Here is a 24,147-nt window from a genome sequence, read left to right on the forward strand (position 1 = left end):
CACAGGTCTTAGTTGGTGACTCTGGCCGAATTGAATTTGGTGCTGACCGCATCACGCATTTCGATGACTTCAGCGTAGTTTACATTTAACCACCACTCGGCGCGTTTGCTACCGAATTGGCTGATAGCATTCAGATTGCGACGAATTTCCTGGAAAATAGCGCTGTCTTGTTTGCCTGATGCATTCATTGTGAAACCCTCGTGTTCTTGTCAGCTGGATAAGTACTGCTTACCGAGTGATCAAGGTACAGCTGGGGCCGTGAACGAAGTATAGGGAAAAGCACTTACTGAGTGAAGCCGCATGCTTAAAGTGTGAGCTGCGTCTACTTTTTGCTGTCGCAGCGGCACCCGATTTGGCACTTCATGGCCAAAATCGAATGCCAGCGCGAAGTTTAACGACTTTGATTGCCGCTGGGAATGTCACTAAAGGCTAGGCCTTTATCGGCGCGTGGCTCCTGGGGCAAGCCTAGGACTTGCTCGGCAATTACGTTGCGCATGATTTCGTCGGTACCGCCAGCGAGTCGTATGCCTGGCGAAAACAACACGGTTTTTTGGAAGTGTGCCTGTTGCTCGGCGAAATCTGGCTCGCTAATGACGCCTGATTCGCCCATCAGCTGAATGGCGTAATCAGCGATGTCCTGGTTCATGACCGCGCCGACTAGCTTACCTAAGGCTGCTTCCGCGCCCGGCATGCCGCCCTTGGCAACAGCAGTGAGCATGCGATTAGTGGAGGCTTTGATGCCGGCATGTTTGTAATACCACTCGGCGAGGTGCTCGCGTACCGCTGGATTTGCACTAATAGGCTCGCCATCGATATGAAGGGTTTTTACCAGTTGCAAAAACTCGGGAAAGCAGTCGGGCTGAACGCCAGCTATTGCCAGGCGCTCATTCATTAATACCAGTAGCGCTGCGCCCCAGCCACCGCCGACTTCGCCGAGTCGATAGGCATCAGGGATAATCGCATTATTGAAAAACACTTCATTAAAATGCGAGCCGCCATCCATTTGTTTGATGGGCTTTACTTCAACGCCGGCTTGATTCATGTCGATAAAGAACATGGTCATGCCGCGATACTTAGAAATTGTGGGATCGGTGCGGCATAGAATCACGCCGTAGTCTGAGTGTTGGGCACCGGATGTCCAAATCTTTTGGCCATTGATAATCCAATTATCGCCGTCGGCAACTGCAGTGGTGCGCAGTCCGGCAACGTCCGAGCCAGCGCCGGGTTCTGAAAACATTTGGCACCACACGGTCTCTGCGCTGGCCATTGGGGGCAGTAGTGCTAGCTTCTGCTCTTCTGCGGCAAAATGCATGATGGCTGGGCCACAATTGCCAATACCAATCACAAAATAGCCGTCTGGTTCAGCGTAGTTGCCAACTTCTTGTGACCAAATGACTTTGTGAATATCGCTGAGCCCAGCGCCGCCATATTGCTTAGGCCAGTTCAGCGAGGCGTAACCGGCATCGGCGACTTTTTTGTACCATGCTTTGGCGTCTTCATAAGCTTCGGACTGATCTTTGCGTCCGCCGGTGGCTGATTTTGGTCTGGCATTACTTTCTAGCCAGCTGCGTATTTCGGCGCGAAACGCCGCTTGTTCTGGTGAATCTTTAAAATCCATGAGTATTCCTCAAAAATCATCTAGCAGCTTAGGCTGCTAGCAGCCGGTCGACGAGCAGACTTTTCCAATAGGGATTGCCGCCTAGCAGTGTCGATAGCGCTTGCGCGCGGCGGTAGTAGAGATGGCAGTCAAATTCCCAGGTGAACCCCATGCCGCCGTGGGCCTGAATGTTTTCTTTGCTGCAGAGATAGTAGGCGTCAATGGCGCTAACTCGTGCAGTGGCTGCGGCAAGGGCAAGTTCGGGTGCGTTGGCTGACAGTGCCCAAGCGCCATAATAGGCGTTGGACTTGGCGAGCTCTTTAGCCACAAACATATCGGCCATTTTGTGCTTGATGGCTTGAAACGAGGCAACTTGGCGGCCAAAGGCGTAGCGATCAGTGGTATAGGCTTTGGCCATATCGATGGCCGCTTCACAGCCACCGACTTGTTCAAATGCCAGCAGGACTGCCACTCGATCGCAAACTGTTTGAATCGCTTGCGACGCGCTTATTGTGCCTTCAAGCGCAACGGCGGGCGTGTCGCTAAAAATTAGCTCGGCTCGGGGTAAGCTGGGGTCTAGGCTATTTTGCTCGGTGCGGCTAACGCTGCTGTGCTTAAGCTCGACCAGATATAACCCCAACTCATCAGCATCATTGGTGGCTGCGACAATGGCATGATCGGCGATCATGCCATGCAAAACGGCTGATTTACGGCCGTTCAGCTTATTCTCTTTTACGTGGCATGATGTCATATCGCCGCTGATGGCAGCGGTACTGATAACGTCGCCATTGGCCAGCGCCGGCAGCCACTTGGCTTGCTGTTCGTTTGAAGCAGCGGTTTTGATTAACTCTGTGCCGAGATATACCGACGCGATAAACGGAACCGGGGCTAAAGAGCGTCCCAATTCGGTGGCGATAACGCACAGTTCAAGATAGCTGAGGCCGAGTCCGCCATGCTCTTCGGCAATGGTGGTGGCCGGCCAGCCGAGGGCAACAATTTGTTGCCAGAGCTTGGCGTCGAAGCCGGTGTTGCCATCAATGACTTGGCGTACTACAGCGCTGTCGCATTCTTTGGCCAGCATTGAGCGGGCTTGCTCTTGGATGTTTTTTTGGTCGTCAGAAAAGTCGAAATTCATAGTTTGCTCCTAGGCACCTCGCCGCGGTTTAACACGGCAGGACGATGCCTTGAAGCATAGGCTTGCGCTTAATTCGGCACAATGGCAAAACTGACCAAGAGAATACCCGATGGGGCCAGCGGGCTAGGTGCCCGCATAGATTAGAGCATTAAGGCTTTGAGGCTGGCTTTGAAGCTTTCTTTGGTGGCAGGTTGCTGCCGGTAAGATATTACTAGGCGGCCCACAATTCTTATAAGGTCGTCGAGATCAATGTTGCGATTGTTACGCGTATTGTAAGCATCAAGAGGCTCTTTGAGTAGCTCGCGCCAATGCTCGTCGGATTCGTCAGTGTCTACATGCGGCGCTGCTTCCGAGGCGTTGGTGCCGGAAACTAGGTCGAGCTTGCCAGCTTCTGGCGGCTTGTAGCTAGAGGCAAACCAAATGCATTCTTCCAGCATCAGCGGGAAGTTATTATCATGCAGGGCGGCAATGTCATGAATTTTGATAAACATGCGTTCGCGTTCGATATCAATCAACGCAGCAATGATGTCAGACTTGCCGTTAAAATAGCGGTAGACGGTACGTCTGGTTACGTTAGCAACTTTGGCGATATCTTCTATAGTCGTCGATTTAATGCCCTTGGTAATAAAGCAATCTATCGCGGATTTTAGGAGGATTTTTTTCCCGGTATCGAGATCGTCAACTCTGGCTCCACTTCCCCAGCGCTTGTTCGTTTTCATTCAGTGCACCTAGCTAAATTGGCATTGTCACCATCTTAACATGTTGTAATCTTGTGTTTGAGCCAAAATGGGTCTTATTTCATAAGGGATTGTACGCATTCTGGCGGTGATTCAGCCCTTTGGCAGAGGGCTGGGTCGAGCTGCATTAGCGATCGCATCGGTTTGGATATAAAAAAGGCCGCGTGTGGCAGCCTTTTTGATGGGTTTTGTTTAGTTATCTACGCCGCGGGTTTCTCGAGCACAAATTGGTAAACATCGATTGAATTTCCTCGGAAGCCACCTTCACAGTAGGTCAGATAGTAGTGCCACATTCTTTGGAAACGCTTATCGAAGCCCAGCGGCACGATTTCTTCCCAGCGCTGTTGAAATGCATCGCGCCAGTCTCTGAGTGTGCGGGCGTAACCCATGCCAAAGGCCTCTTCGTCAGTGACCTTTAAGCCCGCCGATGTGGCCTGTTCTTTAAAGATGTCTGGTGTTGGCAGCATGCCGCCAGGAAAGATATAAGTTTGAATAAAATCGGGACTGCTGCTGTAAGGTTCAAAACGCTTGTCTTCAATAGTAATAACTTGAATTGAGGCGCTGCCACCCGGCTTTAAACGTTTGTACACAGTGTCAAAATACGTTGGCCAATATTTTTCTCCAACCGCCTCCAGCATTTCTATAGACACGATATGGTCGTATTCGCCATCAGCGTCCCGGTAGTCAGTGAGAGTAAAGTCTGCTGTACCCAAGGTGTCTGCTTTGGCTAAGCGCTGTTGGGCGAATTCTAACTGGCGTTCAGATAGCGTGATGCCGTGCAAAGACACTTTTTTCTGGCGGCATACTTGCTCTGCGAACCCGCCCCAGCCACAGCCAATTTCCAGAATACTGTCGCCGTCTTTAATATCTAGAAAATCAATGATGCGCTGATATTTGGCGTATTGCGCCTCGGCGAGAGTTTGGTGCTCAGACGTATAGTACGCCGCTGAGTAGGTCATGCTCGGATCTAGCCAGTGCTGATAGAACTCATTGCCCAGATCGTAGTGGTAGGAAATATTGCGGCGACTGCCGCGCTTGCTATTGGCATTGCGCTGATGCCGCCATTTTTGAAAGGCGCCTTCAACCTTGCCACTGTCTAGCATGCCGCCAAAGTTTTCTTCATTGACGACAATCCATTCCACCAACATGGCGATATCAGGACTGTCCCAGTCTCCGTCCATATACGCTTCACTCCAGCCTAAATCGCCGCCGGTAAAGGCCTTGCGTACGGCTTTCCAATTGTGAAGCACAATGACGGGGTTTAGATGTTCGCAGCTGTGTTCTCCAAACTCGACACTATTGCCGTTTGGCAGAGTCAGACTCAAAACTCCGCGAGAGGCATTTGCGAGGGGAGCGAGAACTTTAGCGACCATCTGCTGTTGGCGTTTTGCCCACCAGCCAGAACCTATATTATTTTCTAGAGCAGCAGTGGCTGTCTTCATTGTGACCCCTTATAGTTTTCTAATGCAATTATTGGTCGATACGTGAAATAGATGTCTTTGGTTCAGGGGGGCGGGGTACTAATTTCACTCCCTTGATAAAAAGTTTCAAGGCTTCCCAGTGAATACCAGCAACTGCCTTAATGGTCATTAGCGGTAAGCTAAAAAAATTCTTAATTAACTCGTGGTCTGAGAAAGAGCGGCGTCCGCCGCGGAATACCGCGTGAAGAAGGGCCTTGTCTTGCTCGGTCTCTCTAATTGCTAAGCCAATATATTCGCCCGGTAGATGCATGCGAAAATGGTAGCGCACTGCCATGGGAATAAACGGCGAGACATAAAAGTTCTTATCGCATTGCTGGCGGACAATGCCCTTGCGCTGTTCGCTCTCGGAGACCGGAATTAAATAGCTGTGCCGTTCTTTGAAGGTGTTACTGACTTCATACAAAATAGCGAATAGCTGTCTATCTTCGTTGTAGCAGTAATACACACTCAGGGGGTTAAAGGTGAACCCCAAGATGCGCGGGTAGCAAAGTAAGCTTGCCGAGCCCAGGGTGTCACTGACGCCGTGTTCCCGAAGGGCGCGCTCCAAGTATTGGCGCGGGGCTTCTCCACTGCCATTGCCGAAGTCGCGATGATAGAAGCTAAATATATTAAATTTATTGACCGAAAACAGTTTGCAGCGCTGAGCGGTCTCGCTCAGCTTGTCGAGATCAAATAAAAAACTACTCATGCGATAGACAAAGCGATGTCGACGCGGGTAGAAGCGGTGGTGCAGCACTTCTCCACTGTAGATTGCAGTGTGATCGTCGCTATTCATGCGGCAGCAGTGAGAGGGTCGGGGGTGCTTACATGGATGCGACCGCTGGCATTTTCTACGCTCCAGGGACGTGGGCTGCCTCCCAGTTGTTCCGCAACGGCTAGGCCCGATTGAATACCATCTTCGTGGAAGCCATAGCCAAAATAGCTGCCGCAAAACCAAGTTCTCTGCGTGCCTTGTAGGCTCCAAAGGTGCTTTTGAGCATCGAGGGCGGCGTCATCGAATACTGGATGCTGGTAGCTGAACTGTTTATACACCAGATGTTTACGAGGCTCTCTCAAGGGATTTAGTGTTACAACAATCTGCTCTGAACAAGGTAGATGCTGCAGAGAGTTCATCCAGTAGCTGACAGAAACCTTGCTGCCCTGCTGGTCATTATCGGCGAGGTAGTTCCAGCTAGACCACACTTGGCCCAACACTGGCATCAGCTTTTCATCACGGTGAAGTACGGCGTCATTTTGTTCGTAGGCAAAGGTGCTGAGCAGCCTTTTTTCGTCGGCACTGGCGTCTTCGAGTATGCTTAGAGATTGGTCGGCATGTCCGGCCATAACAATGTGGTCAAAACGATGACTGTCGCCGTGGCTGTCAGTGACCATGACGTGGTCTGAAAAGCGACGCACCTTGGTGATTCCGCAGTTAAGACGGATATCGCCAGTGAAAGCCTGCTTAATACGCTTCACGTATTCCCGCGAGCCACCTACTACGGTTTGCCACTGGGGGCGCTCGTTAACTTGTAACAGGCCGTGATTGTCGCAGAAGCGCAGAAAAGTTTTGGCTGGGTAGGCCATAAATTTTTCTACTGGGGTCGACCAAATGGCGGCGCCCATTGGCAGTAGATGATCTTCCCGGAAACCTGGGCCAAATTTTTCACGCTCTAGTAGTTGCCCCAAAGACATATCGTCCGGCAGGGTCTCCATCCACTCGGCACTTTGCTTGTAAAAACGCAGTAGGTCGCGAATCATGCCCCAAAACCGGGGGCGAAATAAATTGCGCTTTTGCGCAAATAAAGTAGATATTGAATCAGAGCCGCTGTATTCCAAACGACCTTTGTCCAGCGAAACGCCAAAGGACATGTCGGTGCCTTGGTAGGCCACGCCCAGCTCTTTAAATAGGGCCACTAAATTTGGGTAGCAGCGCTCGTTAAATACAATAAAGCCGGTGTCTACCGCGATAGTACCCGCGCTGGTTGAGATGTCGACGGTGTTGGTGTGACCGCCTAAGCGCGAGTCTTGCTCGAACAAAGTAACCTTGTGATTTTTGCTAAGCAGCCACGCACTGCTTAGGCCCGCAATACCGGAGCCGATGACAGCGATGTTTAGAGGTGTGTGGGGTGATGAGTTTGGCATAGTATTATCAGTGATCTCTCGGACTGGTTGGTACGTATAAAGCCTTTTTCCAGATCACGTTGAGTGGGTCTGTCTTGGGCTAGTCATTGCCTCTACGGAGTAAGTATGCGCATTTCATTTCAGTATTGGCGATTTTTTCGCTATGCGCTGCCGGGTTTACCGTTAGCGGCTTTAGGCCTGCCTTTCTATATATACGCCCCGCTGTGGTTGGCTGAGCAAGGTGGTTATGGCTACACCCTAGTCGGAGCGATCTTCTTTTTGGCGCGGATCAGTGACGTTGTCAGTGATTTGCCGCTAGGCGCTTGGGTGGATCGTCGAGGCAGTCATCGAGCCTTATGGCTAGGTTCTTGGCTTTTGATCACCGTTAGTGCGCTTTTATTAGTATTGCTTCCCCACCCATGGTCAGCGAGTGCTTTGGCACTCGCATTAGTGCTGCTGATGCTGGGCTGGACCGGAATAACTGTACCGTGGTTAGCGCTTCCTGTGAACCTTTCGCGGAACAATATTGATCGCCTACGGTATAACAGTAGCCGCGAGGGTATGTTGTTACTGGGCACCTTAATGGCGATGCTTGCGCCCGCGATTGTGGCGCCGTCTGCGCTGCCTTGGGTGTTGGTATCTTTATTACTGATCTTGCTTCTTGCGGTGTATTTGCAAGGCAGCCAGGGTGCCGCTGAGACCACAAAAAACATCCTGAGTTTTAAGGTGCTGTTGGCAGACGTTCGAGTGCGGAGTTTGGCTTTACCGTGGTTTTTGAATATGCTGGCCAATGCGATTCCGGGAACTGTTCTCCTGTTATTTATGCGCGAAGTGCTGGGGGCCGAGGATGCAGTTCCACTGGCTTTGTTGAGTTATTTCTTGGCGGGTTTGATCGGCGTACCGTTCTGGTATTTGCTAGCGAAAAAGTTGGGTGATTTAAGATCTTGGCGAATCGGTCTTTGTAGCTCGGCAATTTTATTTAGTTTTGCGGCATTGCTTGGTGACGGTGATGTGTATTGGTTTATTGCCATTAGCATTGGCACCGGTCTCGCTTTAGGTGCCGACCAAGCGCTGCCATCGGCAATGCAAACAGGCTTGGCGCAGGCCTTGTCCGCAGAGCATGGCGGCGCGGCACTGGGCGCTAGAATGTTTGCTTTGTGGAGTATGCTGAGCAAGGCCGCCATGGGATTAGCGGTGGGCGTGTCATATTTGTGGCTGGGTAGTCAGGCTGATATTAATGTGCCGCCGGTATGGGCGATTACGGCAGTGTACGTGCTTGCTCCAGTGATATTAAAATTAGTGGTTTTTTACATGCTGGGACGCTCAACAGTGGCGTGGATTGGCAAGAGGGAGATGTATGACTCGTGATATTAAAGTGCAAACTTCAGTTTGGCTGAAGCCCCTTCTGTTAATACTTATGTTAACAGCGCACAGTGCGGCCTATGCAGTTGATTGGCGCACGGTCAGCAGTGAGACCTACACTCTGTTGTGGAAAGACCTGACGTTTACTCAGCTGCAAGTGGACCCAGGGCAAGCACGACCTGAAGATGCCGATATTTTGGATCCAGCCTATGCCAAGCAAATAATTATTGAATATAAGGTCGGGGTATCGGCGGATCGATTTAAGAAAATGACGAATAAGGCCTTGGAAGGCGCATTTAGTGAGACCGAGCTAGCACCTGCGGCTGACGACATCGCTCGCTTTTCCAGCTGGTATTTGGCGGTGGAGAAGGGGGATCGCTACCGGCTCACGTGGCTGCCTAGTATCGGTTTAGGTTTGTATCTCAACGACAAGCCGCTGGGCGTGATTACTGCGCCAGAATCGGCTGCACTTATTCTAAGCGTTTGGCTGGGTCGCGCGGCAGTCAGCGAAGAGCAACGTGACATCATGCTTGCAGCTTGGCGGGCGACCTTTCTAGGTGCCTAGTCGCTAGCGCCTGCGCTAGTGTTTTTCTGCAAGCGAAGGGTTTGAAAATATTGCCTAATAACTTATTGATCTAAGCTTAGAATATTTGGCGCAACAAGGTCCTGTCTGCTTGAAATGCCAAGGCCGAATCCCTAGCATGCGCTGCTGATAGCGTGCTGGGAGAAGGTCTGGGTGAACACTGCAACAAAAATGACATTGATACTACTGGGTGTAGTTCAGACTGCGGCTATTAACGCGCAAGAAGATAGCCAAAATCGGCGGGGCCTCAGTATTGAAGAAGTCTTGGTTACCGCGCAAAAGCGTGAGGAGGGCGCCAACGATATTCCCCTTGCTATTGTCACTTATACCGGCGAAGACCTGATTGCCCTAGGCGTTAGCGATACTCGCGATCTCGGTAAGTTACTGCCTGGCTTTACCTATGCCGATGGTGGCTTTAATACCCCGATCTACACCCTGCGCGGCGTGGGCTTTAATGAAAATAGTCAAACCGCCAGTGCCACGGTTGGGGTGTATATAGACGAATTTAATTTGCCCTTCCCAATTATGACCAAGGGCAGCAATTTAGACCTTGCTCGGGTGGAGGTGTTAAAAGGCCCGCAGGGCACGCTCTATGGCCGCAACACCACCGGCGGCGCCATAAACTATATCGCCAATAAGCCCAGTGACAGCCTGATCTATGGTGGCAGCCTAGGGTATAGCAGTTATGAAACCAGCGAAGCGAGTGGCTTTATTAGTGGGCCGCTGGCGGAGACCGTGAGCGCGCGTTTAGCGCTGCGTACCATCATGCGTCGCGACGGCTGGCAGCGCAGTCGTACCCGTCACCCTAGCAGCGAAGCTTACAACGGAAAAACGGGCCGCAATCTCGGTGGTGAGTACCAACAGTTTGGCTATGATACCTTGGGCGAACTCGACAAGCAGAGTGGCCGTTTTTCATTGAGCTGGCTGGCTGCTGACAATATTGATGTTAGCTATCACCTCGACGGCTGGCGTGACCGCTCCGAGCCGCAAGCCCTGCAAGTTATTGCTATTGAATCCCAGAACGCGATTTTAGGCGCCGCCGGCTTGCACCCTGAAGTGGCCGATTACCCCGTTAATGACAAGAACACTCAAGATAGTCGCGCTGCCGACTGGCCGAGTAACGGTATGGAGTTCCGTTTAAACGACAGCTTTTATTCTAGCGGTGTGCGAGTGGGCTGGACCTTGTCAGAAAATTTGGACGCGGTATTTTTGGCGTCGCTAGGTCGTTTCGAGTCCGATGGCAGCTTTATCCCCCAGTCCGGCGTGGATACCGTGAATACCGAGCGCAATGTGTTTGCGACCACCGACTACTATAATTTGGAGTGGCGTTTATCGGGCAATTACAGCGATGACGTGTTCTGGCAGTTCGGTGTCAATTACAGTGAAGACGATGTTGCCGAATTCCAGCGTTTGCATCATGAGACAGTAAGTATCATTTTCCCGGTGGATGCGCCGAATGGTGACGGTTTGGCTGGCTTGGATAATCGCTCGGGTTTTGGCGGCAATCAGTTGGCCGAAGTCGCCGCCGTGTTTGTTCATAGCGAATGGGATGTTACCGACAGCCTGACCCTGAGTGGCGGTGCGCGCTACACCGACGAATCACGTAAGTTTAATGGCTGTGGTCAAGACGTTGACGTTGGCGATGAGCCTGGGGCTGACCAAGACTCAGCCGGAGCGCGGGACGAGGGCGTGGGTTTAGCCACGGCCTTTAGCGCCTTAAGCTTGCTGCAATCGCCGCTGGCAGGTTATCTACCCGGCACCGCTGCGAGGGGTGGCTGCTTTACTTTGGACAGCGAAACCCGTCGTCCTGGCCGCTATTTTGGCGAGTTGCACGAAGATAATGTATCTGGCCGGCTGGCACTCGATTGGCGCTTTGCTGAAGACATGCTGGGGTATATTGCACTGAGTCGCGGTTTTAAGTCAGGCAGCTTTCCAGTAATTAATATTTCCGATTCGGTGCAGTTTGAACCGGTGACACAAGAGCAGCTTGATGCCGTGGAGATTGGCGGTAAATTTACCCTGCTAAATAAAACCATGCAGCTCAATGCCTCGGTGTTTGATTATCGCTATAAAGACAAGCAGCTGGTCACTAATTTCCGCGACCCGGTGTTTGGCGCGCTACCGATTTTGCGCAATGCTCCTAAGTCCACGGTGCGTGGCGCGGAGCTGGACATAAAATACACGCCGGTCGAGGGCTTATATTTGTCATTGGCGGCGGCGTATTTAGATACCGAGGTTAAGGAGTTTGTCAGCGGCGATAGCAATGGCGATGAGTTCGATTTTGCCGGCAAGCCGTTTAATTACAGTCCGCGCTGGGAATACACCTTGCTGCTTGACTATGTGCTGCCGGTATTCGAACGCTATGACTTGTCAGTGGGTATCGACTATAGCTACAGCGGCGAAACTAATGCCTCGCTGGAGCAGGATGAGCGCTTCTTTATTGACGATTATGGCGTGATCAATGCGCGACTGGCTTTTGCGCCGAGTGCAGGGCCTTGGCAGTTGATGTTTTGGAGCCGCAACCTCAGTGATGAGTACTACTATAATAATGTGACTAATCAGCTCGACACGATTGGCCGTTACACCGGAATGCCGGTGACCTATGGCGTCAGCTTTACTTGGCAGCCGTAAACAAGCTGGGGGTTATGTGCGCAAAGGCCTATATTAAAAAATAGTATAGGCCTCGTGGCAGTTGCTGATTTAGTTGTTTATCTCGACCCAAACATAATAGGCCATGCCTAAGTCAACGCGTCCAGAGACGGCTGGCGTAGGCAGGGTGTTTATCGTTTGCGAAGAATTAGGCTGCCAATAGAGTAGCCCGCCCCGAAAGAACAAATCACGCCAATATCGCCGGCGGCTAAATCTTCATGAAACTTAGCAAAAGCAATAATAGACCCTGCAGACGCGGTATTTGCATACTCGTCTAGCACAACCGGCGCTTCTTCAAGTGTGGCACTGCGTCCTAATAATCGCTTGCTGATCAACAAGTTCATATTGAGATTGGCTTGATGCAGCCACCAGCGTTTTAATTCCGATACTTGAATGCCTTCGCTGAGCAAATGGCTCTCGATGTGATCGGCTGCCATTGGGCAAACTTCTTTAAAGACTTTACGGCCATTCTGATGGAATAATTTATCCGGCGCATACGGGTCTTCGTCAGTCGCGCGTGTGGTATAGCCAAAGTTCGAGCGAATATTATTGGAGTATGAGGTCACGCATTTGGTACTGATAACATCAAAGGAGTGAGCAGACTGACACGTGTCACCGCTTTCTACTACGACGGCGGTCGCCACATCACCAAAGATAAAGTGTGAGTCTCTATCCATAAAATTGACTTGAGGCGAGGTCAGCTCTGGATTAATGACCAGCACACCTTTTGAGGTGCCGCCTTTAACGGCGTCAACTGCCCGTTCTAGACCAAAGGTTGCGGCGGAGCACGCCACTAACATGTCAAAGCCAAACCCTTGAATCCCTAGAGCTGCTTGCACTTCAATGGCAATGGCAGGGTAGGAGCGCTGGGTATAGGCGCAGGACACAATTACCATATCAATATCGGCGGCGGTTTTATTCGCAGCGATGAGGGCTTTCTTTGCAGCGAAAATAGCCATTTCTGCTTGATGCGAGACTTCATCGTCACCGCGTGCATCAAGCAGCGGACGCATGCGATTTATATCTAAAACGCCCTCTTTTGCGTAGACATAGCGACTTTTAATACCGGACGCTTTTTCAATAAACTCAGGGCTGGAAAGTGGCTTAGCGTCTAGTTCTCCGGTTTCAATGGCGGCTTGGTTTTCTTGGTTAAACTGGTCTGCCCACGCGTTGTAACTTATAACGAGTTCTTCATTGCTAATGCTATTTGCTGGAGTCCATAGGCCCACTCCGCTAATAACGACTGAGGAGTTCATGTGAGTATTCCTGATATTGTTTTAAGTAAGGTAAAGAAGAGAGTGTGGCCGACATCGCTCATGCAGTCCATATATAGGAATAACAAATGCCAAATGGCACTCAAAATACATAAATTTAGACCCGCTTGTACCGAATGGTCTTAAAGCACCGTGTATTGATGAGGCCTTAGTAGTGTTAATGCAATCGCTACCGGGACGGCGTAGCATGGGGGGCAGATATACTGATCTAAGTGCTTGCCTTGCAAATTACTACGACTCAGAGAGCTTATTATGACTGGCCTATTCGCATTTCTTGCAATCATTATCGTCACCGCCGTTATTTTTTCATTGCGTTTGTCCCGTCGCAGCGGCTGTATCGCTTTTGCCGGAGCCTGGTTATTGGCAGGCTTGTGCAGCGACTTCTTTGTTCACCCCTTGGCACTGCTGGCATTGTTACTGGTATTGGCAGTGATTATTGTCGACAGTTTACGTATTCGGTTTGTTAGTTCGCCAGCGATGGTGGCCTTAAAGAAAATGATGCCGCCCATGAGCAGCACTGAGCGCGAGGCACTTGACGCCGGCACCACGTGGTGGGAAAAGGATCTATTTTCTGGCCATCCCGACTGGTCTAAATTTGAGAAAATAGCCCTTTCAACCCTAAGCGAATCCGAACAAGCTTTTCTGGACAATGAAACTGCAGAGCTGTGCGCTATGCTCGACGAGTGGCAAATCCACCACCACGATAAAGACCTCAGTCCAGAGGTTTGGCAGTTCATCAAAGATAATGGCTTCTTGGGGCTGATTATTCCCAAGGAATACGGGGGGCTCGAATTTACGCCTTATGCCCAAAGTCGCGTGGTCAGCAAAATTGCCAGTCGCTCAGCGGTGGCGGCAGTGAGTGTGATGGTACCGAACTCACTGGGGCCGGGTGAATTGCTAATGAAGTACGGCACCGCTGAGCAAAAAGATTTTTGGCTGGCGCGCTTGGCGAAAGGCGAAGAATTACCCTGTTTTGGCTTAACCGGCCCAGAAGCGGGCTCAGATGCTGGCGCGATTCCGGACACCGGTGTGGTGTGCGAGCAGGAGTTCAAGGGTGAGAAGGTCTTGGGCGTAAAGCTTAATTTTTCTAAGCGTTGGATCACCCTTGCACCGATCGCAACGGTGGTGGGCTTGGCGTTTCGGCTGAGTGACCCAGACGGCCTAATTGGCGATGAGATTGAACGTGGCATTAGCTGCGCCTTAGTCCCTGCGGATTTGGCGGGGATGGAAATTGGCCGCCGCCACTATCCCGGTTCGGCCTTTATGAATGGCCCCATCACGGGGGTGGATGTATTTATTCCCATGTCGATGTTAATCGGCGGGCAAGCATATATTGGTCAGGGTTGGATGATGTTGGTGGAATGTTTGGGTGCTGGGCGAGGTATTTCTCTGCCCGCGCTATCCACCGCCGGTGGTGAAATGAGCTACTTACTGGTTGGCGCTTTTGCCCGGATTCGTCGCCAATTCGGGATTCCGGTGGGTAAGTTTGAAGGCGTTCAAGAAGCTAGCGCGGAGATTGCTGGCGGCGCCTATATGTTGGAAGCTTACCGCGCTCTCGTCACCCGGGCCTTGGCGGATGGTGCGCCGTCAGTGTTGACGGCAATGGCCAAATATCACGCCACAGAGAATATGCGTGTTCTTGTTAATCACAGCATGGATATTCTGGGTGGCCGCGCTATTCAAATGGGCCCACGTAACTTTATGGCCTTGTTGTACCAGACGGTTCCCATTGCGATCACCGTGGAGGGGGCCAATATTCTCACCCGATCGATGATTATATTTGGCCAGGGCGCAATGCGCTGCCACCCCTATTTGGCGGATGAATTAGAAGCCTTGTCCGACGAAAGCGACGGTGCAGTGGAACGGTTTGATGGCTTGTTGAGCAACCATCTAGCGCATACCGCTGGGGTTTTTAGTCGCGGCTTTCTGCTGGGTTTAACGGCCGGAAAATTTACTAAGTTAGCATGCGGAAACAGCGAGCTGTCGACGCGTTGGTATCCAAAGATTGATCGCTACAGCGCAGTTTTTGCCGCCACGGCTGACTTTGCCTTGCTGCTGCTTGGCGGTGATCTCAAGCGTCGAGAGCTGCTCTCTGCACGCTTAGGGGATATCCACAGTCAACTTGTTATCGCCTGCGCTATTTTGAAGTTCCACGATCATCAAGCCCCTAGCGAAGCAAATACACTGCACGCAGAGTTTGCCTTAAAACGCAGCTTTTCCGACTTGAATAAGGCCTTGTTAGGTTTTTATCGAAACATGCCGCAGCGGTGGATGGGTCGGGTATTACAGACAGTATTTTTCCCTTGGGGCGTGCCAAATTTTGAGGTGTCAGATAATGATATTCGCGGTTTGGGCGAGATGATAATGAAGCCTAACTCGGTGCGTAGCATGTTCGCTGAGGCGGTATATATGAGTGCCGACGATCAGGATGCACAAGGGCGTATTCATTGCGCTTTTCAATTGCTAACGGAAATTGACAAGGACTATAACCAGTTTCTTGAATACGAGCATCGTGGCCGTTTACCCGGAGAGACCATGGCTGAAAAATTACAGCTAGGGGTTAGCCAAGGCTTATTCAGTGAGGAGCAGGCTGCGCGCTTAGCTGAGTACGATGAGCGTCGCTACGACTGTTTACTGACGGATGCCTTTGATGCCCAGTTGAATAATGTGGATGTGCGACCTGTTCGGCCAAAGTCATTGGAGCGGTAGGTGAAGAAGATATTTACTGACCAAAATTTGATGATGGTTGTGCATGTGCAAAATTTATTGGCGACCGCTGGGGTGTCTGCTGAGCTGAGAAATGTCTATGCTGGCGGTGCATCTGGTAGCTTGGCGTTTACCGATGTTTGGCCGGACCTGTGGATTGATGCACAGAGCGTGGCGCGGGCAGAGGCATTATTGATACAGATGCGCAGCCAGTCGGAATCGGTATGGACGTGTTCGGCTTGTGATGAAGAGAATGCTTCGAGTTTCGATTATTGCTGGCAGTGCGGTGAGGCCTCGCCGGAAATAGTGATTGATTAGCGCGTGTTCACACGGTAGTGACAAGATAGATATCTCGGGAAATACTAGGGGTAATTGCCTATCAAAAAGCGCAAATGCTTGCGCTATATTGAAAGCTGTTATCTTTTTGACAATGAGCTTTGTTAAAAGATGATGGGACAGGTCTTGTCTTCTGTTGCGTGAAGATGCGACTGATTTTTTGGGGCCTCGCGGCCCCTTTTTTATGTCTAAAAAGTGATTACAGCTGGCTTATATCCCTCACCGCGCCTTTGTCGGCACTAGTGGCCATTTTGGCATAGGCTTTTAGCGCCGCTGACACTTTTCGTGGACGCTCATTTAGCGGCTTCCAAGCCTCGGCGCCCTTGGCGTCCATCGCCTTTCTGCGCTTATTAAGTTCGCTTTCGTCTATCAGCACATTAATACTGCGATTGGGGATGTCGATACGAATAATATCCCCTTGTACTACTAGGCCAATCGCACCGCCGGCTGCGGCTTCTGGTGAGGCGTGACCGATAGATAAGCCAGATGTGCCGCCCGAGAAACGACCATCAGTGAGCAGAGCGCAGACTTTGCCTAAATCCTTCGATTTAATATAGCTCGTAGGGTAGAGCATCTCTTGCATACCGGGGCCGCCTTTGGGGCCTTCGTAACGAATAATAACCACATCGCCTGCTTTAACACGGTCGTTGAGAATATCGTCAACCGCACCTTCTTGGCTCTCGCAAATATGCGCCGGGCCTTCAAAGACCAGTATGCTTTCATCAACGCCCGAGGTTTTTACCACACAGCCGTCTTCGGCAATATTGCCATGCAAGACCGCTAAACCACCCTCGGTAGAAAAGGCATGCTCTAGGTTGCGGATACAGCCATTGTCGCGGTCGGCATCTAGGGACGTCCAGCGAGTGTCCTGACTAAAGGCCGTTTGGGTTGGAATGCCTGCTGGGCCAGCCTTGAAGAAGTTTTTCACTGCCTCGTTGTCGGTGGTCATAATATCCCACTGCGCCAGTGCCGCGCCCATCGTGCTGGCGTGAACTGTGGGTAGACTGACGTCAATTAAGCCAGCGCGGTCAAGCTCGCCAAGAATAGCGAAGACACCACCGGCTCTATGCACGTCTTCCATGTGGTAGAGCGGGGTATTCGGCGCGACCTTGCACAGCTGTGGTACTTCACGAGATAGCTCGTCGATGTCTTTAAGGGTGAAATCCAGCTCAGCTTCTTGCGCGGCGGCTAATAAATGCAAGATGGTATTGGTGGACCCGCCCATGGCGATATCCAGCGTCATCGCGTTTTTAAAGGCGCCGTAGGAGGCAATGTTGCGTGGCAGCATCGTCTCGTCGTCTTCTTCATAGTAGCGTTTGGTAATCTCTACAATGCGGCGACCAGCTTCCAAGAACAATTTTTTGCGATCGGCATGGGTGGCCAGCATAGAGCCGTTGCCGGGCAGCGACAGACCGAGGGCTTCGGTTAGACAGTTCATCGAGTTGGCGGTGAACATACCAGAGCAAGAGCCGCAGGTTGGGCAGGCAGAACGTTCGTATTCAGCGACTTTTTCGTCGGATGCCGTGTCGTCTACCGCAATGACCATAGCATCGACCAAGTCGAGTTTATGTTCAGACAGCTTGGTCTTGCCTGCCTCCATGGGGCCGCCAGACACGAATACCACGGGGATATTTAGGCGTAGCGCAGCCATCAACATACCTGGGGTGATTTTGTCGCAATTCGAGATACACACCATGGCATCGGCGCAGTGGGCATTGACCATGTATTCCACTGAGTCGGCGATGATATCGCGGCTGGGCAGGCTGTAAAGCATGCCGTCATGGCCCATGGCGATACCGTCATCCACTGCTATGGTATTGAATTCTTTGGCAACGCCACCTGCGGCTTCGATTTCACGGGCCACTAATTGGCCCATATCTTTGAGGTGGACGTGGCCGGGAACGAATTGCGTAAAGGAGTTAACCACCGCAATAATAGGCTTATCAAAATCGCCGTCGGTCATGCCGGTTGCGCGCCACAAAGCGCGGGCGCCCGCCATATTGCGGCCGGCGGTGGTGGTTTTTGAACGATAAACAGGCATAAATAGTCCTCGTAGGCGGTCGTCAGGCCCTGTCGTGCATATAGTGTAAAGCGCGGCAGTTTAACACAGCGCGGGCTGCCGTCGCATAGTGTAAAACCCGGGGTGTTTATGCTGCTTATGCGTTAATCTGATTATAGTTAGCAGATAATCTATCTTGCTTGCAGATCGGTCAATTCTGATAATGACCTTGGCCAGCTAATAAAAAGACATACCACTCTTGGAGTTAAATAATGGATGAAGCCTTAGGCGCAGTAAGCAGCGTCGCACCGGATTGGCTTGGTGAGTGGGGCCCGTTTGCGGTACTCATGGTGTTGTTATTCGCTGTATGGCTCTTTACCCGTAAAATCTTTGCGGTACAGAAGGATCACGGCGCAGACATTCGTTATCGGGAGCAGGGTACCAAGCTGGTCTTTCGCTTGAGCGGGGTGTTGTTGGGCATTACCACGTTTCCCATGGATAGCGAGCTGCGCGGTCAATTGCTGAGCCTGGTTGGCTTGCTAATGAGCGCGGCAATAGCCCTGTCTTCAACATCGGTGATGGGTAATTTGATGGCGGGATTCATGCTGCGGACGGTGAATAGCTTTCGCGCCGGTGATTATATTGAGTTTCGCAACGAACTCGGCCGCGTTTCTCAGCGTGGTTTACTGCATGTGGAATTTCAGAACGAAACCAGTGAGCTGGTTACCGTGCCGAACCTATTGTTAGTGCAAGAACCCTACAATGTAGTGCGATCGTCCGGCACGGTGGTTTCAGCGGAAGTGTCGCTGGGTTATGACGTCGATCGCCGTGATATTGAAACGGCCTTGCTAAAAGCTATTGAAGCTGCGGAACTTGGCGATGGCTTTGTCCAAATTCGTAATTTGGGCGATTTTTCTGTTAATTACCGAGCCAGTGGCTGGCTTAAGGAAGCGGCTCTACTAGTCAGCGCGCGTTCTCGCCTACGCGGCAAAATGATCGACGCCCTTCATGACGCTGGTGTTGAGATTGTGTCGCCTTCCTTTATGAATCAGCGACCCTTGCCACCTGAGTTAAAATTTATTCCCAAGCGCAAAAAGGTGATGCATCCAGAGGAAGATAAAAGTGGTCATGCGGAAGAGATTCTCTTTAGCAAGGCCGAGGTTGCTAGCGCAGTTGAAAATTTAGAAGGGAAAATCAAAAAATTAAAGGAAAAATTGAAAGCTGAACCTGAAGAAGGGGCCGAAGAGCTGGATAGGGACGCAGTAAAAGCAGAGTTATCAGCGTTGACCGAAGAGCTTGAGCAGGCAAGAGACAATGCCAAGGAAGATGCAGCAAAAGATCGCCACACCAAAGATGATAGCGACCTTGATGACAGTAATGAGGAAAAAAATATCAAAAATTAGACTAGGATGTAGTGGCCCCTGCTATAAGTGACGCTGCAGCGGTTTCGCGATTGCGCTTGCCTGTCTTGAGGGTGGCGAAGGTGTGATTATTAGAACTATAGCAAAGTTAGGTGGATGCGATGGATCACGACAAACGCAGGGGTGAAGACCCAGTGCCGCATAATGCGGAAAAAATGCTTAATGAATTACAACGCTTGTCATTGAAGCGGTTAGAAGGCTATGGCTGGCGGCTTCATTTTATCCGTAGGCCATTATTCCAAGAAGTTGTGGTAGTGGTGATTGACTCCGCCGGTGAAAAAATGGGCATTCTAGAAGAAGATGGAAGTGTTGATATGTCGCCAGCTATTAAGCTGCGCGAGTAAAAATAATGAACGAGTATAAGCGCCGATAAAGATGGCGCTTATACTCTCGGTTTTACAATCAAGTTATCAAAATCATTAGTTAATTTGCGTTTTTATCCAATCGCTTAATGCCAGACCTGTGCCCATCGGCCAAGGTTTAATGTCTTGCACAGGCACAATTTTGTAATCGTCTAACTCGTGATTAAGTTTTACTTCTCCAGCCGCTTTTACGTGATAGGCAATAATCACCTGATTTTGCTGTGCGAAGGGATATACGCCAACGAGTGACGTTTCCAGAGCGTGGAGATTTAGCTCTTCCATGGTTTCGCGGCGCGCGCACTCTTCCGGGTCTTCACCGGCTTCTAAAAAGCCTGTGATAATAGAGTAAAAGGTTTTTGGCCAGCTCACGTTATGCGCCATCACTACGCCACCTTCCACTTCAACAATCATGGCCACCACGGGCACCGGGTTGTTCCAGAGCACGAATCCACAGCTTGTATCGGAGCAGCCCTTGCGGATTTCACTTTCTATTAAAATTTCGGCAATGGGGTTTGCGCATTGGGGGCAGAAATTCATGGTGGGGCCTCGTCATTATTGTCGTGTAAAATCCTTAAGTTCGAGATTTTGCCACAGACAGGCTGTGCGCGACCATGTTTACGGCTAAGGTAATGCCTACAATAGAAACAAATAGCGAGTTGGTATGGATCTGAAATTAGTTAATAAAACCGCCCTAGTGACAGGAAGTAATCGTGGCACGGGGGAGGTGATCGCCCAGACCTTAGCAAGAGAAGGCGCTATTGTGGTCTTTCACAGCAATGAAGAAGGTGCTGCGCTTGAGCCGGCGGCCGCAACCAAGTTTGCTCACGCGGTGTGGGGGGATATTGCCACGGCGGCTGGCTGTGATCAGGTGTTGGCGCAAACTAAAAATGCCGTAGGCGATATCGATATTCTGGTTAATAACTATGGCACGGCGACTGCGGGAAAGTGGGCGGTGAGTGCGACAGATGATTGGCTGGATATGTATCAGAAAAATGTCTTGTCAGCGGCGCGCTTAATCCAAGGTTTGACCCCCGCAATGACAGCCCGAGGCTGGGGCCGAATAGTGCAGTTAGGTACTATCGGCAGCCATCAGCCCAATAATATTATGCCGCATTACTATGCCTCTAAAGGCGCTTTGGCGACCATGAGCGTGAGTTTGACCAAAGAGCTTAGTAATACCGGCATCACCGTGAATACCATCTCCCCAGGTTATATTCGTACTGCGGAGCTGGAAGCCGGCTTTCGTCGTCGGGCGGAGAAAAAAGGCTGGGGCGATGACTGGAGTGAGATTGTCAAAAAAATTGTCGAAACCGAATATCCAAACCCATCTGGCCGTATCGCGGAGCGTCAGGAAGTTGCTGATCTGGTGGCCTTTATTTGTAGTGATCTAGCTGGTTTTATCAACGGACAGAATATTCGTATTGATGGCGGTGCCGTGCGTTATGTATAAGATCTTTAGACCTTGCCCAGCAAAGTCACTCGGGTAAGAACTCCGCTAACACGCTATCGAGCATGTCATAGCCTCGCGGGCTTGGCCTATATTTACCGTCGGTCTTTTGGAGTAAGCCGGATAACATCAAATCATCTACGGTGCGGGCAATATGTGACCATGGTAAGCCGCTGCGCTGCTCAAACAATTCGCTTGAAAAGCCCTGCTGTAAGCGCAATGCATTCATCATGAATTCTAGTGGCAGATCAGCGTTTTCTATCTTAGTGGTCTTGCTACTTCGCGACGGGCTGCGCTGCAGGTAGTCTTCAGGCGTGCGGGTTTTCTGATAGCGAATAATATTGCCCTTGGCCTGGGTGATTTTTCCGTGCGCGCCAGCACCTATCGCCAGATAATCGCCAAACTGCCAGTAGTTGAGATTGTGGCGTGACTCATGCCCCGCCTTTGCAAACGCCGACACTTCGTAGCGCTGAAAGCCGGAATAGGACAGCGAGTTAACACCGGCACTTTGAATGCGGTGCATCTCGGTTTCTAGCGGCAAGCTTGGCGGACGTTTAAAAAATTCTGTATTGGGCTCAATAGTAAGTTGATACCAGCTGATGTGCGGCGCACCGGCGTCGATAGCTATTTGTAAATCACTCAAGGCGTCCGTCTGGGTTTGATCATTAAGGCCGTGCATAAGATCGACATTAAAATTATCGAAACCAGCTTTTTGGGCACAGTGAATGGCACGCAGCGCGTCGTCACTATTGTGTATTCTGCCGAGTTTTTTGAGCTGACGGGGATCAAAACTCTGTACGCCGATTGATAGTCGGTTGATACCTGCATGTCGATAACCATCAAAGCGGGTTTGCTCAACGGTGCCGGGGTTGGCTTCCAAGGTAATTTCGATATCACTGGCAAAATCTATGCGCTCACGCAATTTGGCAAAAAGTGTTTGGTAAGCTTCAGGGCTAAACAAGCTGGGTGTGCCGCCGCCGATAAAAATACTTTGCAGTTCTCGACCTTGAATAAACCCTAAATCCTGGTCAAGATCCTCCAGCATCGCATCGATATAGGCCTGTTCTGGCAGATCCCCTTTTTGTTCGTGGGAATTAAAGTCGCAGTAGGGGCATTTGCGCACACACCAGGGAATGTGAACGTATAGCGATAAAGGCACCGGTTTTAGTAGGCGCGGTCCGGCGTTCATGGTCGATAATGTGGAATTATTCATAGCCGGATTTTACTTTTGCTGGCCTGCTGCGGGCGCCAAGTTTAGCATTATTAAGCGACTTGTTTTTACCTTCTAGCGCAGTTAATAATGGCCTGATTGGTCCTCGATGGGTTTTGTAGGTTTGCTGCGAGTCTTGGTTTTGTCCTGCGCTTCGCAAGCACCGGCGCGGCCAACGTGCCCCGGAAATAACTGCCCTTCGGCTCAAACAGTTTCCCTTGCTGCAGTGCTCAGCATTGCTGAAGGGAAATTGGCGTAAGCTGCGAGTCTCTTGGTAAAAATAAGCAGTAATCAGATAGCAGATTGCGGGACGGTTTTAAGTCCCGCTTTTGAACGCACCGAGCATCGCTGCCGTATCGGAGCATCAGCACCAATAGCTGCGCCTGTCGCAAGGAGCCCGCTTCAGCCGCTCAGTGTCCCAGAGACTTCATACGCGCCGATGAAAATCCAGCACACTGTTTTTTTACCTCCAGTACAAGCGGCCATTTTTACTCAACGAGATTGTTTCACCAGGGCCACCGTTGTCATCGATCGAGGTGTAAGTCGTTTCTAGGTACATATAATCCCAAGTCAGAGACTCCAGAAACCTATCATCGTCACTGGACGCGTTCACCTGGATCGTTGCGAGAACCGCCTGGGTAAGAACCGCTTGGTACACAACGACTGGTCTTGAACACCCTTCTTCAATTTCAATAGTAAGTTTTTCATATGGTCTTCCCGTAACTAAGGCGGAACGGAATGCAGGACTGTAGGAGTCGATGTCTTTGATCATGTGCACTTGTTGTCCGACTTCCTCAACGCGGGCCACAGAAATCCATTCTTTGCGGTGCGCCTCATCCGTGCTGCTTGTCCGGGCCGGGGAAGGATGGGGGGCTTGGGCGATCATATACATCCGTTTCCCAGGGTCGCAGCGCGCTGCGACTTCTGGCGGCGCAGCGCCCACCCTTTCGAGGCCGTCTATCTCTACGTTATTCGCCTCGCATGCCGTCAGAAACAGCATCAAGACAAGGACCGAAATACTAAGTTTCATCGGTGTGCCCGATTCTCTACAAAGTCCCAGCCTTCTATCACATCGGTATCCGGGGCCCCATTGGCCTTCTGTGGGGTATACGTCCATACAACTTTTTGAAAGGTCAGCTCAACTTTCTCACTCAAGCGAGCATCTTCGCCACCCCCACCCATCGATACCTTCGTTACATACACCTTTTTGAGTTTGATGACAAAATAAACGAAAGGCTCGCTACCTCCTTTTCTCACTCTGAGTGTCACCTCTTGTATCATACGACCTTCCACGAGCGCCTTCCGTAGTGCTGGACTGGAACTATCAAGGTACTTGGTCACAGCGAGGGCGTTTGCAGTTGGTCGCCCGTTGCTCTGTCCGCCGTACTGTCCGGTATTTGGGTTACTACTCATGCCTTCCGAAAATTCCAAGACATCTATTTGACCCTCGGAATCTCGGTCCTGCGTCTCACCTCGAATTCCGCTCTCGCTGGAGAACTCCAAAAACATGGAGATGCCCGCCTGGGCGGTATAGGGCAAGATCATAAAGAGTGGCAGCAGGAGCCAGGAAACTCGCTTCATCATTGAATGTGATTTTTTCATGGTGGGTTCCGTTGTGGATATGCTTATGGCTTGCAGGATGCCACTAGCCGAGAGAGTTTATTGTTGACGGAGGGTACGGGTATTTGCGTACACATCATAGCGCTATTCCTGATTCTCCTCTTCCGCTTGTATGCGGCGGCGCCCCG

At 50.9% G+C, this 24,147-nt stretch carries 21 protein-coding genes; 8 read left to right on the forward strand and 13 right to left on the reverse strand.

The genetic code is table 11. The annotated features are described in order from the left end of the window. Window positions 1-8: 8 nt before the first annotated feature. From AB4875_RS02370 to AB4875_RS02400, 7 genes are all read right to left on the reverse strand, one after another. A complete protein-coding gene (locus tag AB4875_RS02370; protein ID WP_368374437.1) occupies window positions 9-188 on the reverse strand; it encodes a hypothetical protein in 180 nt (59 codons plus the stop codon). A gap of 203 nt (window positions 189-391) precedes the next feature. Further along, window positions 392-1,618 (reverse strand): acyl-CoA dehydrogenase family protein, encoded by a 1,227-nt coding sequence (locus AB4875_RS02375; protein ID WP_368374438.1) that lies wholly within the window; start codon window positions 1,616-1,618, stop codon window positions 392-394. A gap of 28 nt (window positions 1,619-1,646) precedes the next feature. Next, a complete protein-coding gene (locus AB4875_RS02380) occupies window positions 1,647-2,732 on the reverse strand; it encodes an acyl-CoA dehydrogenase family protein (protein WP_368374439.1) in 1,086 nt (361 codons plus the stop codon). Window positions 2,733-2,872: 140 nt separating this feature from the next. Next, a complete protein-coding gene (locus AB4875_RS02385) occupies window positions 2,873-3,451 on the reverse strand; it encodes a TetR/AcrR family transcriptional regulator (RefSeq protein WP_368374440.1) in 579 nt (192 codons plus the stop codon). Between the two features lie 218 nt (window positions 3,452-3,669). Beyond that, entirely contained in the window at window positions 3,670-4,911 is a 1,242-nt protein-coding gene (locus AB4875_RS02390) for a class I SAM-dependent methyltransferase (protein WP_368374441.1), read from the reverse strand. A gap of 28 nt (window positions 4,912-4,939) precedes the next feature. Continuing rightward, window positions 4,940-5,725, reverse strand: a complete 786-nt coding sequence (locus AB4875_RS02395) for a DUF1365 domain-containing protein (protein WP_368374442.1) — start codon at window positions 5,723-5,725, stop codon at window positions 4,940-4,942. Further along, window positions 5,722-7,071 carry an NAD(P)/FAD-dependent oxidoreductase gene (locus AB4875_RS02400; RefSeq protein WP_368374443.1) on the reverse strand — a complete coding sequence of 450 codons (1,350 nt, stop codon included), beginning with the start codon at window positions 7,069-7,071 and terminating at the stop codon, window positions 5,722-5,724. Before AB4875_RS02400 ends, AB4875_RS02395 begins: the two co-directional genes overlap by 4 nt. Before the next feature lie 105 nt (window positions 7,072-7,176). Here AB4875_RS02400 and AB4875_RS02405 point away from each other — a divergent pair, with 105 nt between their 5' ends. The 3 genes from AB4875_RS02405 to AB4875_RS02415 all read left to right on the forward strand — a co-directional run bounded on the left by AB4875_RS02405 (window position 7,177) and on the right by AB4875_RS02415 (window position 11,626). After that, entirely contained in the window at window positions 7,177-8,418 is a 1,242-nt protein-coding gene (locus AB4875_RS02405) for an MFS transporter (protein ID WP_368374444.1), read from the forward strand. Beyond that, on the forward strand, window positions 8,408-8,977 hold the full coding sequence (locus AB4875_RS02410) for a chalcone isomerase family protein (RefSeq protein ID WP_368374445.1): 570 nt from the start codon (window positions 8,408-8,410) through the stop codon (window positions 8,975-8,977). The genes AB4875_RS02405 and AB4875_RS02410 overlap by 11 nt, the downstream gene beginning before the upstream one ends. Window positions 8,978-9,148: 171 nt before the next feature. Further along, window positions 9,149-11,626, forward strand: a complete 2,478-nt coding sequence (locus AB4875_RS02415; RefSeq protein WP_368374446.1) for a TonB-dependent receptor — start codon at window positions 9,149-9,151, stop codon at window positions 11,624-11,626. 149 nt (window positions 11,627-11,775) lie between these two features. Here the strand turns inward: AB4875_RS02415 and AB4875_RS02420 are convergent, their stop codons facing one another. Then, window positions 11,776-12,900 (reverse strand): beta-ketoacyl-ACP synthase III, encoded by a 1,125-nt coding sequence (locus AB4875_RS02420; RefSeq protein WP_368374447.1) that lies wholly within the window; start codon window positions 12,898-12,900, stop codon window positions 11,776-11,778. 270 nt (window positions 12,901-13,170) lie between these two features. Here AB4875_RS02420 and AB4875_RS02425 point away from each other — a divergent pair, with 270 nt between their 5' ends. Together AB4875_RS02425 and AB4875_RS02430 are read left to right on the forward strand one after the other, a co-directional pair. Then, on the forward strand, window positions 13,171-15,627 hold the full coding sequence (locus AB4875_RS02425; protein ID WP_368374448.1) for an acyl-CoA dehydrogenase: 2,457 nt from the start codon (window positions 13,171-13,173) through the stop codon (window positions 15,625-15,627). Next, complete coding sequence (locus tag AB4875_RS02430) at window positions 15,628-15,942, forward strand: putative signal transducing protein (RefSeq protein ID WP_368374449.1); 315 nt, start codon at window positions 15,628-15,630, stop codon at window positions 15,940-15,942. It abuts the gene before it with no gap. A gap of 217 nt (window positions 15,943-16,159) precedes the next feature. Here the strand turns inward: AB4875_RS02430 and ilvD are convergent, their stop codons facing one another. Beyond that, window positions 16,160-18,001, reverse strand: coding sequence for a dihydroxy-acid dehydratase (ilvD, locus tag AB4875_RS02435; protein ID WP_368374450.1), 1,842 nt, complete (start codon window positions 17,999-18,001; stop codon window positions 16,160-16,162). Window positions 18,002-18,231: 230 nt separating this feature from the next. Here ilvD and AB4875_RS02440 point away from each other — a divergent pair, with 230 nt between their 5' ends. Beyond that, a complete protein-coding gene (locus AB4875_RS02440) occupies window positions 18,232-19,362 on the forward strand; it encodes a mechanosensitive ion channel family protein (RefSeq protein WP_368374451.1) in 1,131 nt (376 codons plus the stop codon). A 119-nt stretch (window positions 19,363-19,481) separates the two neighbouring features. Next, entirely contained in the window at window positions 19,482-19,724 is a 243-nt protein-coding gene (locus AB4875_RS02445) for a hypothetical protein (RefSeq protein ID WP_368374452.1), read from the forward strand. A 75-nt stretch (window positions 19,725-19,799) separates the two neighbouring features. Here AB4875_RS02445 and AB4875_RS02450 read toward each other — a convergent pair whose 3' ends face one another. Continuing rightward, window positions 19,800-20,279, reverse strand: a complete 480-nt coding sequence (locus tag AB4875_RS02450; RefSeq protein ID WP_368374453.1) for an NUDIX domain-containing protein — start codon at window positions 20,277-20,279, stop codon at window positions 19,800-19,802. Window positions 20,280-20,403: 124 nt separating this feature from the next. Between AB4875_RS02450 and AB4875_RS02455 the strand changes: the two genes are divergently transcribed. Beyond that, entirely contained in the window at window positions 20,404-21,192 is a 789-nt protein-coding gene (locus AB4875_RS02455) for an SDR family NAD(P)-dependent oxidoreductase (protein WP_368374454.1), read from the forward strand. Window positions 21,193-21,217: 25 nt separating this feature from the next. Here the strand turns inward: AB4875_RS02455 and hemW are convergent, their stop codons facing one another. The 3 genes from hemW to AB4875_RS02470 all read right to left on the reverse strand — a co-directional run bounded on the left by hemW (window position 21,218) and on the right by AB4875_RS02470 (window position 24,001). Then, on the reverse strand, window positions 21,218-22,402 hold the full coding sequence (hemW, locus tag AB4875_RS02460) for a radical SAM family heme chaperone HemW (RefSeq protein WP_368374455.1): 1,185 nt from the start codon (window positions 22,400-22,402) through the stop codon (window positions 21,218-21,220). Between the two features lie 460 nt (window positions 22,403-22,862). Then, window positions 22,863-23,429 carry an Hcp family type VI secretion system effector gene (locus AB4875_RS02465; RefSeq protein ID WP_368374456.1) on the reverse strand — a complete coding sequence of 189 codons (567 nt, stop codon included), beginning with the start codon at window positions 23,427-23,429 and terminating at the stop codon, window positions 22,863-22,865. Continuing rightward, complete coding sequence (locus AB4875_RS02470) at window positions 23,426-24,001, reverse strand: Hcp family type VI secretion system effector (RefSeq protein ID WP_368374457.1); 576 nt, start codon at window positions 23,999-24,001, stop codon at window positions 23,426-23,428. Before AB4875_RS02470 ends, AB4875_RS02465 begins: the two co-directional genes overlap by 4 nt. Between the last annotated feature and the right edge of the window lie 146 nt (window positions 24,002-24,147).

The organism is Zhongshania sp. R06B22 (assembly GCF_040892595.1).
In the GTDB taxonomy this organism is placed as follows: domain Bacteria; phylum Pseudomonadota; class Gammaproteobacteria; order Pseudomonadales; family Spongiibacteraceae; genus Spongiibacter; species Spongiibacter arctica.